Consider the following 16300-nt stretch of genomic DNA (forward strand, 5'->3'; position numbering starts at 1 on the left):
CGGTACAGCCGAAATGGCGCCGACGGCGAACGCCAAGCCCAACGCCGAAATGCGCGAAGCCCGAACCCGATAACGATGTCGGGGGGCGACCTCCAAGCAGAGCGACCTTCATGCGGCGTACGACAGGCGTCGCCCTACAGTCGGATCGCGTCAGTTTCGTAAAGCGCTCAAGCTGTCGACAGGACTGCCCGGATCGCGGCAGCCGAGGGGGTTCGATAACAACCACCGCCCGCGTGTACCGAAGGAGGCTGCGGAGCGGGTTGGTCTTTCGCCCGAGCCCTGAAGTCATTCGGAAAATAGGCAGGTGGCGGTGCCGTCAGCCTAACGCCAACTTATCTCCACTTGAGGTCGGCTAGAGGCCTGCGTCATGGAAGGCGAGTATGTCCGTTTCTGGCGGATACCGTTGAAAAAGCCGCCAGCCTGATCGGCTTGTAGAGCGGCGTGGTCAGGCCGTGAGTCGGTTCGTGACGCTTCTGGCCTTCAGGCTGGTGCCTGGGCGGCCTGAAGCGGGACTAGTCGCGCCATTTTTCGCAGGTTCTGGGCGGTTGCGGCGAGAAGGAACTCGTCTCGGGCGCCGCAGGGACCGCGAAGGCGCAGACGGTCCAGCCGGAGGATGCGCTTGAGGTGGGCGAACAGCATCTCGACCTTCTTCCGCTCTCGTCGGGAGGTGAGGTATGCGTCGGTCCGAGCAATGTCGCGAGCGACGTCCCTGGCGCTTTCGTGGATGGAACGGGTTACCTTCCGGGCCGGCGTGTTGGGACAGCAGTTGGGCTTTAGTGCACAGGCGTCGCAGTCGATCTTGGAGGCGCGATATCGGTAGGTGTCATCTGGCGGAGCCTGTGGTTATCGGCGCGGAAGCCGCGCCGATACTGCTCCAGCGCCTTGCCGCCTGGACAGCGGTAGAGGTCAGTGGCGGGGTCATAGGCGAAGTCGGGGAGGAAGAATGTCCCGTCCGTCCGGCCAGACTTGTCGATGATCGGGATGTGCGGTGCGATCCCTTGGTCTTTGACCAGCAAGTTCAGCAACTCGGCCGATCCATAGGCGGTGTCCACGGCAAGGCGATCGGGATGGAGATCATTCCGATCCCGAACCCGCTCGATCATGGTGCGGGCAGCCGTCAGTTCGGCGGGACGCACAGCCGTGGGGGCCTCGACATCGACGATGACGGCATGCTCGAGATCGATCAGATAGTTGGTGGCATAGGCGAAGAAGGCCGGCCCCTTGTTCGCGCCGGTCAGCGCGCGGCCGGATCCACTGGCGAGACGAACATGGGCGTCGCCGGCGTGGCGGCGCCAAAGGCCGCATCGTCCAGCACCGCCAGATACTCGTCGATGGCGCGGCTTGACGCCTCGGGCGGCAGGCCCGGATCGTCCGGCACGCTGCGTTCGCGGTTCGCCTCGGCCCGGATCAGGCTGGCGTCCACGGCGAAGCCCAGAATGGCGGAGATTCCGCGGCCTCTTCCGATATAGAATTTGGATGATCGCCGCCGGATCCGGAGTTTTCGGTGCGGGTTATCTCACGCTAACCCAATGAACATCGACCCTTGGGAATTGCAGGGTAAAAAGCTGATTTTACCCAGGAAAAAAATGGCGGAGAGGGTGGGATTCGAACCCACGGTACCCTTCCAGGCACGCCGCATTTCGAGTGCGGTACATTCGACCACTCTGCCACCTCTCCGCGGGGCCGTAGTGCGCTTGGTCGACAGCGAGCGGCTTCTCTAATGGGGCGAGGCCTGCGCCGCAAGCGGGCGCGGACGATTTTCCGAACGATGATGGATCAGCGCAGGGCGGGAAGGGCGAGGCCGGGGGCCTGACCGTCGCGGGGGCCCGCGCCGGTGAAACGGAAAAGCTCGGCCGGGCGGCCGCCGGTGCCGGTGGAAAGGCGGCCGGTGGGCTCGACCAGGCCGGTGCGTTCGACGCCGCGACGGAAGTTCTGTTTGTGCAGGTTGAGGCCTACGACGGCCTCGGCGGCGGCCTGTAGCGCCGAGAGGGTGAAGGTGTCGGGCGTCAGTTCGAACAGGACTGGGCGGTAGCGAAGCTTGCTGCGCAGGCGGCCAAGGCCGGTGGCGAGGATGCGGCGGTGGTCCGAGGCCATCGGGCGGTCGGACAGGTCGAGCGGCGAGGCGTCGTCGCGGTCCCGGGCGGCCTCTGCGACCAGACCGGCCTCGTAGAGGAGTTCATAGCGTTCGAGGACGCGGGTCTCGTCCCAGCGAGCGCTGACCGAGGGAGCGAACAGGGCTTCGATGCGGTCGAGGCGTCGGGGATCGCCGGCGGCCCAGGTCGTCAGGCTGTCGAAGATCCCGCTTGTCGGTCTGGTCGTCGCGCGGCGATCCTCCCACGGAAAGATTTCCAGCGCCGGGGTCCAGCGGGCGCCAGGCGGGGCCATGTCGACGGCGTCGGCGGTGAGGGCGAGGTAGCCGACGGAGACCTCGCGCTGGCGATCGGGGCCGGGGGTGGGGCGAGGCGCGGCCCGGCCGGCGTCGCCGAAGGTGTAGAGCTGTTCGACGAAGCCGAGGCCGAACCCGGTCTGGGCGGTCACGAAGGATCGCAGGGCGCGCTCGAAGGTGCGGTCTCCGGCCGGGTCGAAGGGGCCGAAGGGCAGGGCGAGTTCGCCTTCCGGGGTCTCGGTGGTCAGGATGCAGAGCTGACCGGACCGGAGCGCCATGACGACGGCGGACAGGCCGATGCGGACCCCGTGCTCCCCGCCCCAGGACATGGCGCTATTCCGTGTGCCAGGCGTCGGCGGCGGGCAGGATGCCCACGGCCTCGGCGAGGATACGGTAGCGTTCGAGGTAGCGCTGCTGGGCGATCGGGGCGGGCAGGGGATCGATGACGAGGTCGTAGCCCGGCGGGGGCGAACCGAAGAAGCCGAGCGACTCGGTCTTGTTGAAGCCGGCCAGCTGGGTCGCTTCGAAGTAGGCGCAGGCTCTGTCCGCGCTCTTGATGAGCTTCTTGATCGGCAGGGGCGTCTTGGGCGGCAGGCCGAAGCGGACGTGGATGGCGTCCTCCAGTCGCGCCTCGAAGGATTTGTAGCTGACGCCCAAGGCCGCCTTGAAGGGCGAGATCATGTCGCCGATCACGTATTCCGAGGCGTCGTGGAGCAGGGCGGCCAGGCGCCATTTCGGCTCGAGGCCCGGCTTGATGTGGGCGGCGATCTCCTCGACGACGCATGAGTGCTGGGCGACGGAGAAGGCGTGTTCGCCGATGGTCTGGCCGTTCCAGCGGGCGACGCGGGCCAGGCCGTGGGCGATGTCCTCGATCTCGATGTCGAACGGCGACGGGTCGAGCAGGTCGAGGCGGCGGCCGGACAGCATGCGCTGCCAGGCACGGGGCGCGGGCGTCCTGGAGGCGCGAGGGGAGGGGGCAGAGGCCAAGGCGGAGATCCAGACGGCGAACGGCAGGTCAGGTGACCCATCCTCGCCGCCGGATCAAGCGTGAGGGCGCCTATTCGCCGACGTTGAGGGTGACCAGATCTTTGGCGGAGTCGAAGACTCCGTCGCTGTCGCGGTCCTTGGCGCGGACCGTGGCGATGACGATCGGACCGCCGACGGGGCCGCGCGCCTCGAAGCCGACCAGTCGCCAGCCCTGGTCGGCCGGGGTGCGGTCGGTCAGCATATAGGTGCGGCGGGTGGCCTCGCCGGGCGCGCTGGTGCGGATTTCGGCCGCGTCGTCGTGCGCCTGGATGCTGACGCTGTCATCGGATGAGGAGATGTCCACGCTCTCCGAACTGTCGTCGGCGTTGATGGAAAAGCCGCCGATACGGACACTGGCCTTGTCGCCGTCGGCGTCGACGCTCATGCCCGGCAGGCGGACGCGGGCCCGATCGCCATCGGCATCGATCGCCATGCCCGGCCCGCGAACGTGGGCGCTGTCCGCGGCGTCGGCGGCTGCGTTGGCGTCCGCGGCGGCTGCGTCTGCGGCGACGGCCGCGGCGTCAGCCTGGACCCGCGCCGCATCGGCTGAGGCCTGGGCCCGGTCGGCCTCGGCGGAGGCGCTGCGAAGCTCGGCCATGGTGTGGGGCATGTCGGCCGACAGGGTGTTCTCGAAGCGCTGGAGCACCGCGTCGACGGTCTGGTCGCTGAGGGCGATCAGTTGCAGGCTTACCTCCGCGCCGCGCGGGCCGCTGTAGAGGCAGGTCGCGCCGCCGGCGTGGGCCGTTCCCTTGCGGGTCAGGACCCCGAGGGTCTCGGGGCACTGCAGGGTGTCGATGACCTTCAGCACGCCCTTGCCGCCGGTGTCGGTGGTGGTCGAGGAGATGCGCACGGAATCGCCGTCGCAGGCTGCCGTCATCAGGCAAGCGGTGCAGATGGTGGCGAGAAGCAGTCGCATCAAAAGGGTTCCTCTTCAGGCCTTCATCTTGAACAGTAGCCGTCACTATTCCAGTGAAATCGCGGTAATCGATCTGACGATATCTGTCCGTCGAGTGGCCGGAATGCGCCGTTTCTCAAACGCCGGGGCGTGAGCCTTCGCGACGATTGAGGAAGGCGAGACGCTCGAACAGATGCACATCCTGCTCGTTCTTGAGCAGGGCGCCGTGGAGCGGGGGGATCAGCTTGTTGGGCGAGGTTTCGCGCAGGGTCTCGGGCTGGACGTCGTCGACCATGAGGAGCTTCAGCCAGTCGAGCAGCTCGGAGGTGGACGGCTTCTTCTTGAGGCCCGGCGTGTCGCGGATTTCGTAGAAGGTCTTCAGCGCTTCGGACACCAGCCGCGGTTTGATGGCCGGGAAGTGGACGTCGATGATGGCCTTCATCGTCTCGTCGTCGGGGAAGCGGATGTAGTGGAAGAAGCAGCGGCGCAGGAAGGCGTCGGGCAGTTCCTTCTCGTTGTTCGAGGTGATGACCACGATGGGACGGACAGCGGCGCGGATCGTCTCGTCCGTCTCGTGGACGTAGAATTCCATCCGGTCGAGCTCCTGGAGGAGGTCGTTGGGAAACTCGATATCGGCCTTGTCGATCTCGTCGATCAGCAGGATCGGGCGGACCTCGGAGGTGAAGGCTTCCCACAGCTTGCCGGGCTTGAGGTAGTTGCGGACGTCCTTGACCCGTTCCTCGCCGAGCTGGCTGTCGCGCAGGCGGCTGACGGCGTCATACTCGTAGAGGCCGTTGTGGGCCTTGGTGGTGGACTTGATGTGCCAGGTGATCAGGGGCGCGTTCAGCGCCCTGGCCATCTCGTAGGCTAGGACGGTCTTGCCGGTGCCGGGCTCGCCCTTGATCAGCAGGGGCCTTTCCAGGGCGACGGCGGCGTTGACCGCGATCTTCAGATCCTGGGTGGCGATATAGTTCGAGGTGCCCTCGAACCGGTCGGTCGGCCGCGACATCGGATGCTCCGGTGGTTTCGTCACCACGACTACCGACGGCGCGGCCGGTTAACAACGATCAGTTTCAGGTGATGCGCTTGGCCGAGACGGGGTCGCTGGCCGGGAAGGTCTCTTCGACGCCCTCATCGACCAGAGCTTCCTGCCGGTCTTCGGCCTGGCCGTGTTTCTCGTTCAACTGGTCGGGCTTGCCTTCCAGACGGTCGGCACGACGGGCATGCGGCGTCTCGACGTCGTGATCGGGATCGCGCGGCTTGCCGGTCAGCGGGGCTGCATCGGTCATTTGTCGTCTCCTTCCGGGCCGTAGCCCAGATCTGCGATGTCGTCGTCGGACAGGGTTTTGGCCTCCCAGTGGGCGGCGCTGGCCTGGGCCCCGCGCACGTCCTCCATCAGGCCGGAATAGACCAGCTCGACCTCGCCCTCGCCGGGTTCGTCGGCGCCGAGGTCCAGTTCGTTGATGCGGGTCCCGTCGGCGCCGTACTGGGCGTCGGCTTCCGGATCAACCCCGTCGGCCCCGAGGGTCTCGTCCAGATCCTGATCCTCTTCGTCGAAGTCCTCATCGTCGGCGTCGCCGTCGGCGGTCGTGACGTCGAGGACATCGGGCATCTCCTCGAAGGTCTTGAACTCGTTGGTGACGCCGCCGGTCTCGGACGCGTCGTTGTTGTCTTCGTCGAAGGCCTCGGACTGGTCGATGTCAGGCATGGTCGCCTCCCTTGTTGTGCAGGTTCAACGCTGTGGCTTTGCCGGGCGTTCCGCTCCGTCGGGCGTGCGTCATCGCTCTTCCGCTGTGAACGGGTGGGGAAGTCGACGGAGCCCGGGCGGTCGCCCGGAACCGGGATGGCCCCCTGCTTTCGCGTTACGGGGACCGGATGAGAAGTTTTCGGCTCGCGCCGGGGCTCCGTCGCGCTCGATTGGACGTGAGCAGTCGATGGTGGGCTTCGGTGCGGCCTGTCGGGTGTGGCGGTTTCGCCCCCGACGCTTGTCGCCGTTTAATCCCAGAAAGACTTAAGCCCACGACGGGCGGAGGGTTGCAGGCCCCTCCGGGCTCCGGGGTTTTACGCCCCCCGGACAGTCCCGCGCCTTTGTCGGTTCGTGCCTCCGCAAGCCCAGGGTTCAAGCCGGGCAAGGGTCCTCGGTCGACTTCACGGCGCGGTTTCCCGCTCGATCGCACCCCACAGCACGTCCGGGTCCTGGGCCCAGGACGCCTTCCCCATGCGATGGGACGCGCACAGTGTACGCCCGCCCAGAGAGGGGGCGCACATAAAGGCTCTAAATAGAGCCGGGCGTTGAAATCGTTGGGGTCCTGGACGGATGTGTTGATGGGTATGACCCGGATCCCTCTCCCGGCGGTAAGCGACTCTACGCCGCCTCCAGCGCCGCCCTGACCTCGGCGATCGCCCTCGGCCAACCGTCGAAGCCGCCGGTCGCGAAGGTGCGGACCCGGGGGTAGAAGGGGTAGCGGTCGGTGTTCAGCAGGTGCCAGTCGTCCGCCGCGTGGATCAGCCAGGTTCGCGCGCCTGTCGCGGCGGCCAGATTGGTGCCGGCGATGCCGGGGCCGACGACGAGGTCCAGCGCGTTCGACAGGGCCGCCAGATCGTCGAGGTCGTCCTTCAGATTGATCGGCGGGGTCCAGATCTTCACCCCGGCAGCCTCGGCGGCGGCCAGGTCCTCGGTCACGTCCCCGCACTGCAGGTTGACCATGACGCAGCCGGGTGCGGTGAGGACCGGCTCCCAGCGCTCGAAGCTGGAGAAGTAGCGCGCGCGCACGCCGGTCAGGACCAGACTCTTCCAGTGCAGACCGACCTTGAAGCCCGGGCCCAGTTTTTCGAGTTCGGTCTTCCAGAAGGCGACGCGATCCGGGTCGGGCGTCAGATAGCCGTCGCGATCGGGGAAGTCGGAGATCTCCTGTCGATAGACGGCGCTGAGGCTGGCCATCGGGGTCCAGCAGTCGGCCTTGCCGTCTTCTTCGCCTATCTGCTCCATGAAAGGGCAGTAGCGGGTCAGGCGGCCCTCGATCCGCACGGCCCGGTGCCCGCCGACGACGGCCGTGGGGAAGGAGCGCTGGTAGAGATCGACCAGTCGGGGTTCGACGGCGATGAAGACCTTGCCCTCGGGGCCGACGGCCTTGATCACGTCGGGCAGGCAGGTCCCGAAGACCATCTCGTCGGCGATGCCCTGTTCGCCGACGACAAGCAGCCGCTTGCCGCGGACGTCCCCGGTTTCGGGATCCCAGCGAGGCGCATCGACGACGACATGCATCGCCTCGGGCATCTCGGGATCGAGCCGGACCTCATAGGCCTCGAAGCCTTCTTTCAGCCGGCCCATGCCCATCAGGGTCATGGCCCGCGCCATCCGCATCATGGCGTGCTCGTAGGGGCTCTCGGCGCCCTTCAGGGCCTTGTCCAGATCGGCCAGCGCCCGTTCCGCCTGTCCGAGCGGCTGGAGCGCATTGGCGCGGTTGTAGCGGGCCTTGGCGAAGGCCGGGTCGATGCGCAGGGCCTCGTCGAAGAAGGTCAGCGACTCCTTCATCTGGCCCTGGTCGCTGAGGACCGTGCCGAGGGTGTTCCACAGGGTCGGGTCGGTCTGTTCGATCTGGATCAGGTCGCGCAGGGCGTCGATGGCCTCCTGATAGCGTTTCTGGTCGCGCAGGACGCAGGCGAGGTTGTTGGTGCCCTCGATATGTCCCGGGTGAACCGACAGGAATTTCCGCAGCAGCTTCTCGGCGATGTCCAAATGGCCCAGACGCCCGGCCAGCCGCGACAGGTCGTGGGCGATGTTCGCATCCTCGGGCAGGATGCGCAGGGCGGCGTCGTAGGCGTTCAGGGCCTCGGACAGATGGCCCGACTTCTCGCGGCAGATGGCCAGGACGTGCCAGGCCAGACCGTTGTGTTCGTCGACCTGAAGCACGGCGAGGCAGCGGCGCGCGCCCGTGTCGTAGTCGCCGACCCGGATCGAGGCCACCGCGGCCTTCAGCGATTCGATGGCCTTCCTCTGGGCCTTGAGGGTCGCGCCCTTCCTGTCGGCAAGGGCGTGCGACAGCCGCCGGATCGCGGCGGGGGAGGCGGCGTCGCCGGTCGCGTCCTGGGCCGTCGGCACGTGGCCGCGGGCCAGTTCGGAGGGCGTGGTGTCTACGACGGGCATGGACGGTCTCGGCGAGGGAGAAGACTGAATAAGAGGCCATACGGCCCTGCTCTAGAACACATGGTTAACCACGGCTGTTTAGCCTGCGTCAGTCACCGCGCGGCTATGTCAGGGCCAAGCGGGCGCAGGGAGGCGCACCCATGCCGTTGAAGTTGTCCTTGAAGCCCGGCGAGAAGTTCGTCCTGAACGGCGCTGTCGTGCAGAACGGCGACCGCCGCGGCGTGCTGATCCTGCAGAACAAGGCTTCGGTCCTGCGCGAGAAGGACATCATGCAGCTGGAGGACGTCACGACGCCCGCCAAACGCATCTATTTCCCGGTCATGATGATGTACCTGGACGAAAGCTCCGCGCCCAAGGTGTACGACGAGTTCGTCACCCGCCTGACCGAGTTCATGAGCGCGACGCGCAATCCCGACGTCATGGTCGAATGCGTCTCGACGTCGAAACACGTCATGGCGCGCGAGTACTACAAGGCCCTGATGAGCGCGCGGAAGATCGTCGACTACGAGGAAAGCCTGACCTGATGTTGAAGGCTTACGCCCAGGCGTCGAACCGTACCGAGACGCCTCGCGAGATGGAGTACCGCCTGTTCGGTCAGGTCACGCGCGCCCTGATGCACGCCGCGACCGTCGACAAGGACGATGTGAAGACCCGCATCGACGCCCTGGACTGGAACCGTCGCCTCTGGTCCGTGCTGGCCACCGACTGCTCCGACAGCGACAACCAGCTGAACAACCCGCTGAAGGCCCAGATCATCTCGATCAGCCTGTTTGTCGGGCGCCATTCCTCGGCCGTCATGCGCGGCGAGGAGGATTTCGAACCCCTGATCGACATCAACCGCTCGATCATGCAGGGCTTGGCCCCTCAGGGCGCCTCCGCGCCCTGACGCCAGTCCCGGTGGGCAAAGTACGGCGCTGACCGGCGAGAAATTGCCGGGCATCGAGCTTCTCGGCTAACTTTCCCAAGCTTTTCAATCTGATCGGTCCGGCCCGGCCCTTGCGTGGACGCGCGTAGGACCAGAACCGGTTCAACGGCCAGAAGGCCGCTCCCCCGACCAGAATGGAAGGACTCCACCCATGGCCAACTCGGTCAACACGAACCTCGGCGCGCTCGTCGCGCTGCAAAACCTGAACGCCACCAACGCCGAACTGGCGTCGACCCAGACCCGGATCAACACCGGCAAAAAGGTCGCCAACGCCAAGGACAACGGGGCCATCTGGGCGATCGCCCAGGGCCAACGAGCCGACATCGGCGCCCTGGGGGCGGTCAAAACCTCGCTCGACCGCGGCATTTCGGCGGTCGATGTGGGTCTGGCGGCCGGCGAGAGCATCTCGGATCTCTTGTTGCAACTGAAGGAGAAGGCACTGGCGGCGACCGACAAGTCGCTGTCGACGGCATCGAGGAAAGCGCTGAACGAGGACTTCAAGTCCATCCGCGATCAGATCAACACGGTTGCTGCAAACGCCGACTTCAACGGGATCAACCTTTTGAAGACCGGCGCGACCGGCTTCCAGGCTCTGGCCAACGCGGCGGGCACGACGTCAATGACGGTTACCCCCGAGGTGCTGTCGCTGGGGTCGACGAGCGTCACCGTCACGACGACCACGACCATCGGCACCTCGACCCTGGCCACCACGGCCCTGGGTCTGGTGAACGCCTCGATCGACAACGTGTCCTCCGCCCTGGCGCGGCTGGGTACGAAGGCGAAGGCTCTGGAGACGCATCGCACCTTCGTCGGGAAACTGTCGGATGCGCTGGAATCCGGGGTCGGCAATCTGGTGGACGCCGATCTGGCGAAGGAGAGCGCCAAGCTCCAGTCGCTGCAGACGAAGCAGCAACTCGGGGTCCAGGCGCTGGGCATCGCCAACCAGGGTCCGCAAATCCTTCTGTCGCTGTTCCGCAGCTAGGTAAGCGTACAGGACGCCCGGGGTTCGCCCCGGGCGTCTTTGCTTTGCTGGGCGCTACAGCTCGCGACGCGGTCGCTCCCTGCTTGAGCGCTGAGCCGATCACGAAATGCGGAGAGGGCTTTGCGAAAGGCCCGGATCGCTCCTACCTTCGACATCCCTGTTCAACAGTCGAAAGGAGGTGATCAAGTGATCTCATTGTCCCAAACCCGTACGGTGACCGTTACCTGGTCCTCCCACGAGGTCCGGGCCTGATCCTTTCAGGCTGAGTTATCGGTCAGACCGTACGCGGTCCGACAATGGGGCCCGCCGGATTCGTCCGGCGGGCCTTTTTGCTGGGAGCTTCCTGGTTCGCTACCGCTCTACGCGCGGCGTCTCGCTGCCTGAGCTAGGCAAACAGCCCCTGCACCCAGTGCCAGGCGCTCACGAACCAGCCGGCGCTGGCGAGGAACAGGCTGGAGATCAGCGCCCAGGCCGCCCAGACGAAGATGCAGAAGCCGGCAACCCCGGCCCAGGCCGCACCGATCAGGGCGCCGTCCCGCTGCATAAGGCCGAAGCCGAACAGCGCCACGAACAGGGACGGGAACAGATTGCCGCCGAAGATGGGCAGCATGACGATGACGGTCAGCAGGGTCGTGACCAGACCGATCAGAACCTCGGCGACCTCGCTGCTCATGATGCTGAGACGCGGCCTGGACAGTTTCTCGACGAACAGCAGGGGCTTGCGCACCTTGTCGATGGTCGAACGGTAATTCGCACGCGGCAGGCTGGAGGTCAGCGCCCATCTGGGCATCCACAGCTGGTCGCGACGGATCAGCAGCTGCATGCAGATCAGCAGCATCGGCGCGCCGAGGATGGTGGTCGAGCCCGGGATCGGCGAGGCGATGGCGTTGATCAGGCCGAAGAAAACCATCAGGGCGCCGAAGCCGCGCTCTCCGAAGGCGTTCACCAGCTCGCCGAGGTAGAGTTTCGGGTCGTCCTTGGCGCCGATGTCATCGAGCACCCGGGAAAAGGGCCGATCGTCGCTCTGAAAGTCGTAGTCGGGCATCAGAAACGGACTCGGCGAGGGATGAGAACCATCTAGGGACGACCCTGCATCCCCGCCACTTAACATTCCTACAGAACCGGAAAATCCGGCCTGTTCAGAAGCCGACGCAGGCCGGGCGCTGGATCAGCATGACCGCGTCCTGGTCGAAGGCCTCGACATAGGCGGCGCGGATGGCGTCGAGTTTCGCGCGTTCGTCGGGTTCGCCGGACAGGATGACCATGACCGCCTTGGACGGCTCGCGGACGATCTCGCCCGACGGACCGCGCCACTGGCCCGAGACGTCGGTGATGCTGAGGCCGTCGGGGAAGCGCGGCGTGATCTCGCGGTCGACGAAGGCCTGCCACTCCGTGTCATCGACACCGAAAATCCCGCCGATGTTGCGGCCGAAATAGAGGTCGGCGATGCGGGTCTCGTTCAGGCCCGCTCCGCAGGTGAGGCCAAAATTCACCGTCGCCGGCATGGCGCGGACGTTGACGCAGCCGGTCAGCAGGAGAGCGCCGGCTAGAAGGGCGGCAGGTTTGAGCATCAGCCCAGCAACTCCCGCCCGATGAGGAACCGGCGGATTTCGTTTGTCCCGGCGCCGATGTCGTAGAGCTTGGCGTCGCGGACCAGACGTTCGACCGGCCATTCCTTCGTGTAGCCGGCGCCGCCAAGAGCCTGGACGGCTTCGAGCGAGACCTTCACCGCGTTCTCCGAGGCCAGGAGGATGGCGCCCGCGGCGTCGTAGCGGGTCGTCTTGCCGGCGTCGCAGGCCCTGGCGACCGCATAGACGTAGGTCCGTGCCGAGTTGAGGGCGACATACATGTCGGCGACCTTGGCCTGCATCAGCTGGAACGAGCCGATGGCTTTGCCGAACTGTTTGCGTTCGCGGACGTAGGGCAGAACCACATCCAGCGCCGCCTGCATTATGCCCAGCGGGCCGCCCGACAGGACGGTGCGCTCGTAGTCGAGGCCGGACATCAGGACGCCTGCGCCGCCGCCAACGGGGCCCATGACGTTCTCTTCAGGGACCTCGCAATCTTCGAACACCAGTTCGGCGGTGTCGGAGCCGCGCATGCCCATCTTGTCCAGCTTCTTCGAGACGCTGAAGCCCTTCATCCCCTTCTCGATCAGGAAGGTGGTGACGCCGCCCGAGCCCTCGCCGGTGCGGGCGTAGACGACCAGGGTGTCGGCGGTCGGGGAGTTGGTGATCCAGAACTTGGTTCCGTTCAGGACGTAGCGGTCGCCCTTCTTCTCGGCGCGGGTGCGCATCGACATGACGTCGGAGCCGGAGCCGGCCTCGGACATGGCCAGCGAGCCCAGGTGTTCGCCGGAGACGAGTTTCGGCAGATACTTTGCCTTCTGCTCGGCATTGGCCCAGCGGCTGATCTGATTGACGCACAAGTTGGAGTGGGCGCCGTAGCTCAGCCCGATCGAGGCGGAGGCGCGGGAGACTTCCTCCATCGCCACCACGTGCTCGAGATAGCCCATGCCGAGGCCGCCATCCTCTTCGGGGACGGTGATTCCGTGCAGGCCCAGCTCGCCCATCTCGGGCCACAGGTCGCGGGCGAATTTGTTGGTCTCGTCGATCTCGGCGGCGCGCGGGGCCAGACGGTCGGCGGCCCAGCGGGCGGTTGTCTCGCGGATCATGTCGGCGTTCTCGCCGAGGCCGAATTCCATCGATTGGGGTGCGTTCGGAATGCTCATGACGAGCGGGTTAGCACGATCCAGATGCGGCTGGGGAGAGGGGGTCAATCCCCGCCGGGCAGTCCGAAGCGACGGTACAGGTTGATCGACGACACGCCGACGCAGGCCAGGCCAATCAGGGCCAGGACCCAGCCGATCAGGGTCAGTTCGCTGCCGCCGGTCTGTTCCGCCGCGCGCCGGAAGGCCGCCATCGAGGCGCCGAAGGACACCAGACCCACGCCGCCCATGAAGATGAAGGGACCGGTCTCGCTCCAGTCAAAACGGGCCGGCGGCTCGAACTCGATGTCGTTGCGCAGGATCGACCCGCCCTGGGTCAGGGCGAGATCCTCGCCAAACAGATTGTTCTCCGAGGCGTCGGGTGCGTCGCGTTCCTCGGGCGTCCACAACGGGCGTTCGATCGCGGGCTCCGGGGCGTCCTCCAGCGGGGTCAGGATCAGTTCGGCCACCGGCGCGGGATCGACGGTGAGGGCTTCGACCGGAGCCGTCGCGGTCTCGATGACGGCGGGCGTGGATTCGTCGGTCTCAGGCGCGCTCTCCACCACCTCTGGCGGGGTGAGTTCGACGACCGAACGTTCGATCGTGCGGACCTCGGGCTCGACGGACCCTTCGCGCGGCGTCGCCGGCTGAAGGAAGGGTAGTGGGCCGACCATCACCGAGCTATAGGGTGCGTAGCGGGTCGCATTCAGGACGACGGGATCGAGAACCGGCGCAGGGGCGGGCGCAGGTTCCTCAGCGATTTCGGTCTCGACCTCTGTCGGAGCCCCGGCTTCCGCTTCGGGGGCCGCTTCTTCGTCGTGCGTGTGCTCTGCAGCGGGTTCCGGCGTGACGGGCTCAACCTCTGACAGGGTTTCAGCCGGAGGATTGTCGTTTGAGGGCGCCGGCGGCTCGTCGGCCTGGACGAGGCGGGCGGTCGATTCGCCCAGCAAGGCGGCGACGGCGGCGCTGCGCGGATCGACCGGGGGAACGGTTTCCACGCCGACGGCAGGACCATCGTTGGTTTCCGTCGCGGTCTCGGCGGTGATGTCGGCCTGAGCCTCTTCCGGCGGCGTGGGGACGGCGGGCGGAGGCAGGGGGGCGGACAGCAGGTCGGACAGGGCGACCGGCGTCGAGGGATTGGCCACGAACAGGGCGCGCTCGGCGGCGCGGCGGCGAAGGGCGGTTTCAGGCAGGGCTGGCTCGGGCCAACCCATCATCGCGTCGGCGGCCTCACCCGGCGAACCGGCGTTCAGGCGCTGGCGCACGTCGGAGCCGGCGAACCGGTCGATGCCGACCGAGAAGGCAAAGCTGACGAGCGCATCAAACTGGTGCTGGTTCAGACGCTCGGGGACGGTTTCGTTGACCGTTTTCTCCACCGGCAGAAGGTCGTAGCGGAGCAGCAGTTCGGCGTCGGCCTCTGACACCGTCGCGCCCTCGCGGGCGGACAGGGTGTGCCCGTAGCCGATGATCCAGCCACCGTCGGCGCGCTGGATCGCCCGGGGCCTGAAGCCCTCGAAACTCTTGATCAGCACGATCCCCTCGCGGGAGACCTTCAGATTCTGCCTGGCTGCGTCGGACACCGGTAATGACCCAAATCGAGACAGGGCGCAGTCGCCCCATGGGGGAGGGAGCAAGGGTCGCGCCGCTCGACGTCGTCCTTACAACAGGACGAGGGTCGCAAGGCCGAGGAAGATCAGGAAGCCGAAGAAATCCGTGGTCGCCGTGACGAAGACGGCAGATGAGACGGCCGGGTCGAACTTGAGCCTGGACAGGGTCAGGGGGGTCAGAACGCCGACCGTCGCGGCCACGATCAGGTTCAGCACCATGGCCGCGCCGATGACGAGGCCGATCTTCCAGTCTTCGTCCCGGAACCACAGGGCTGTGGCCAGACCGATCAGGGGCGCGAGGATCAGGCCGTTGGCCAGGCCCACCACCAGTTCGCGCATGAAGGTGCGGGGTGCGTTGGAGCTGTTCAGTTCGCGGGTCGCCAGCGCACGCACCGTAACCGTCAGGGCCTGGGTTCCGGCATTACCGCCAATGGCCGAGACGATCGGCATCAGGATGGCCAGGGCGACGATCTGCTGGATCGTGCCTTCAAACCAGCCGATGACGCTTGCGCCGATGACGGCCGTGAACAGGTTGATCGCCAGCCAAGGCACGCGACCGCGCACGATCTCGGTGACGGATGAGCCACGGTCCTCGTCCTGAACGCCGGCCAGGCGGAGGATGTCCTCGCGGTTCTCCTCCTGGATGATGTTGACGATGTCATCGACGGTGATCTGGCCGACCAGTCGGCCGGCCGCATCGATCACCGGCGCAGAGATCAGGTGGTACTTCTCGAAGACGTAGGCGACCTCTTCCTGATCGGTGTCGGAGGCGATGGCGTTCACCGGCTCCATCAGGTCGGACAGCTTCACCGTCCGGGCCGCGCGCAGCAGGCCGCTGATCGGAATACCGCCCACGGGTTTGTTGTGGGGGTCGACGACATAGATGTCGAAGAACAGCTCGGGCAGGTCCTCGCCCTGTGCCCGGACGTGGTCGATCGTGTCGCCGACGGTCCAGAAGAGGGGCGCGGCCATGACCTCGCGCTGCATCAGGCGGCCGGCGGTGTCCTCGGCATAGCCCAGCGAGTTCTCGATCGCGGCGCGGTCGGTTGCCGGCATGGCGGCCAGCACCTTTTCGCGCTGGTCGTCTTCGAGGTCCTCGACCACGGCGGCGGCGTCGTCGGAATCCAGCTCCTGAAGCGCCTCGGCCAAGGTGCCGGGGGCGACGCGTTCCAGCACCTCCTCGCGGATGCCGTCGTCGAGCTCGGGCAATGTCTCCGCCAGCAGTTCGGGCGGGAGCCACAGGACCACGACACCGCGATGCTCGGCCGTCAGGAAGCCCATCAGGTCGGCGACGTCGGCGGGGTGCAGGTCCTCAAGCAGGGACCGAAGTCGCATGCCGTCGCCGTCGTCGGCGGCGTCGACCACCTTCTCGACGAAGGACGCCGTCAGGACGTAGTCCTCGTCGAGCGCCTCGTGGTCTTCGTTGACGTCGGGATCGAGAGTGGCGGTTCGTTCGCTCACGCGGGGGCCTCCCTCTCTCGATGTGAATCAGCCTGGTAGTGCCGGATTCTTATCCCTTAGTCTGATGGTGCGGTCGAGAAGACTCGAACTTCCACGGGTTGCCCCACAGCGACCTCAACGCTGCGCGTCTACCAATTCCGCCACGACCGCTCGCATCGGAGGGG

15 protein-coding genes, 2 tRNA genes and 1 pseudogene are annotated in these 16300 nt (G+C 66.5%); 3 read left to right on the top strand and 15 right to left on the bottom strand.

Annotated elements, in window-relative coordinates; translation table 11 throughout:
* Positions 1-480: 480 nt before the first annotated feature.
* The 9 genes and pseudogenes from ACQY68_RS07510 to ACQY68_RS07550 all read right to left on the bottom strand — a co-directional run.
* A pseudogene (locus tag ACQY68_RS07510) lies at positions 481-1432 on the bottom strand (transposase); the annotation flags it as partial.
* 155 nt (positions 1433-1587) lie between these two features.
* Positions 1588-1677: transfer RNA gene (locus ACQY68_RS07515), tRNA-Ser, on the bottom strand.
* 99 nt (positions 1678-1776) lie between these two features.
* Complete coding sequence (locus ACQY68_RS07520) at positions 1777-2715, bottom strand: NUDIX hydrolase (RefSeq protein WP_428152425.1); 939 nt, start codon at positions 2713-2715, stop codon at positions 1777-1779.
* 4 nt (positions 2716-2719) lie between these two features.
* Positions 2720-3313 (bottom strand): YfbR-like 5'-deoxynucleotidase, encoded by a 594-nt coding sequence (locus ACQY68_RS07525; protein ID WP_428152609.1) that lies wholly within the window; start codon positions 3311-3313, stop codon positions 2720-2722.
* A gap of 130 nt (positions 3314-3443) precedes the next feature.
* Positions 3444-4328: a methyltransferase type 11 gene (locus ACQY68_RS07530; RefSeq protein ID WP_428152426.1), complete on the bottom strand. Its 885-nt coding sequence runs from the start codon at positions 4326-4328 to the stop codon at positions 3444-3446.
* A gap of 115 nt (positions 4329-4443) precedes the next feature.
* Complete coding sequence (locus tag ACQY68_RS07535) at positions 4444-5316, bottom strand: AAA family ATPase (RefSeq protein ID WP_428152427.1); 873 nt, start codon at positions 5314-5316, stop codon at positions 4444-4446.
* 64 nt (positions 5317-5380) lie between these two features.
* Positions 5381-5596, bottom strand: a complete 216-nt coding sequence (locus ACQY68_RS07540) for a hypothetical protein (protein WP_428152428.1) — start codon at positions 5594-5596, stop codon at positions 5381-5383.
* Positions 5593-6015, bottom strand: coding sequence for a hypothetical protein (locus ACQY68_RS07545; RefSeq protein ID WP_428152429.1), 423 nt, complete (start codon positions 6013-6015; stop codon positions 5593-5595). Before ACQY68_RS07545 ends, ACQY68_RS07540 begins: the two co-directional genes overlap by 4 nt.
* Before the next feature lie 657 nt (positions 6016-6672).
* Positions 6673-8454, bottom strand: a complete 1782-nt coding sequence (locus ACQY68_RS07550) for a tetratricopeptide repeat protein (RefSeq protein ID WP_428152430.1) — start codon at positions 8452-8454, stop codon at positions 6673-6675.
* Positions 8455-8594: 140 nt separating this feature from the next.
* Here ACQY68_RS07550 and flbT point away from each other — a divergent pair, with 140 nt between their 5' ends.
* The 3 genes from flbT to ACQY68_RS07565 all read left to right on the top strand — a co-directional run bounded on the left by flbT (position 8595) and on the right by ACQY68_RS07565 (position 10361).
* On the top strand, positions 8595-8978 hold the full coding sequence (gene flbT / locus ACQY68_RS07555) for a flagellar biosynthesis repressor FlbT (RefSeq protein ID WP_428152431.1): 384 nt from the start codon (positions 8595-8597) through the stop codon (positions 8976-8978).
* Positions 8975-9340, top strand: coding sequence for a flagellar biosynthesis regulator FlaF (flaF, locus tag ACQY68_RS07560; protein WP_428152611.1), 366 nt, complete (start codon positions 8975-8977; stop codon positions 9338-9340). The genes flbT and flaF overlap by 4 nt, the downstream gene beginning before the upstream one ends.
* A gap of 190 nt (positions 9341-9530) precedes the next feature.
* Positions 9531-10361, top strand: a complete 831-nt coding sequence (locus tag ACQY68_RS07565) for a flagellin (RefSeq protein WP_428152432.1) — start codon at positions 9531-9533, stop codon at positions 10359-10361.
* A gap of 385 nt (positions 10362-10746) precedes the next feature.
* Here the strand turns inward: ACQY68_RS07565 and ACQY68_RS07570 are convergent, their stop codons facing one another.
* From ACQY68_RS07570 to ACQY68_RS07595, 6 genes are all read right to left on the bottom strand, one after another.
* Positions 10747-11406 carry an exopolysaccharide biosynthesis protein gene (locus ACQY68_RS07570; RefSeq protein WP_428152433.1) on the bottom strand — a complete coding sequence of 220 codons (660 nt, stop codon included), beginning with the start codon at positions 11404-11406 and terminating at the stop codon, positions 10747-10749.
* 94 nt (positions 11407-11500) lie between these two features.
* Complete coding sequence (locus ACQY68_RS07575; protein ID WP_428152434.1) at positions 11501-11932, bottom strand: DUF3574 domain-containing protein; 432 nt, start codon at positions 11930-11932, stop codon at positions 11501-11503.
* Positions 11932-13092, bottom strand: a complete 1161-nt coding sequence (locus ACQY68_RS07580) for an isovaleryl-CoA dehydrogenase (protein WP_428152435.1) — start codon at positions 13090-13092, stop codon at positions 11932-11934. Before ACQY68_RS07580 ends, ACQY68_RS07575 begins: the two co-directional genes overlap by 1 nt.
* Positions 13093-13136: 44 nt before the next feature.
* Entirely contained in the window at positions 13137-14648 is a 1512-nt protein-coding gene (locus tag ACQY68_RS07585) for a glycoside hydrolase family protein (RefSeq protein ID WP_428152436.1), read from the bottom strand.
* A 78-nt stretch (positions 14649-14726) separates the two neighbouring features.
* Positions 14727-16136, bottom strand: coding sequence for a magnesium transporter (gene mgtE / locus ACQY68_RS07590; RefSeq protein WP_428152437.1), 1410 nt, complete (start codon positions 16134-16136; stop codon positions 14727-14729).
* Positions 16137-16201: 65 nt separating this feature from the next.
* Positions 16202-16286: transfer RNA gene (locus ACQY68_RS07595), tRNA-Leu, on the bottom strand.
* Positions 16287-16300 lie beyond the last annotated feature (14 nt).

Source organism: Brevundimonas sp., assembly GCF_965278935.1.
Taxonomy (GTDB): Bacteria; Pseudomonadota; Alphaproteobacteria; order Caulobacterales; family Caulobacteraceae; genus Brevundimonas.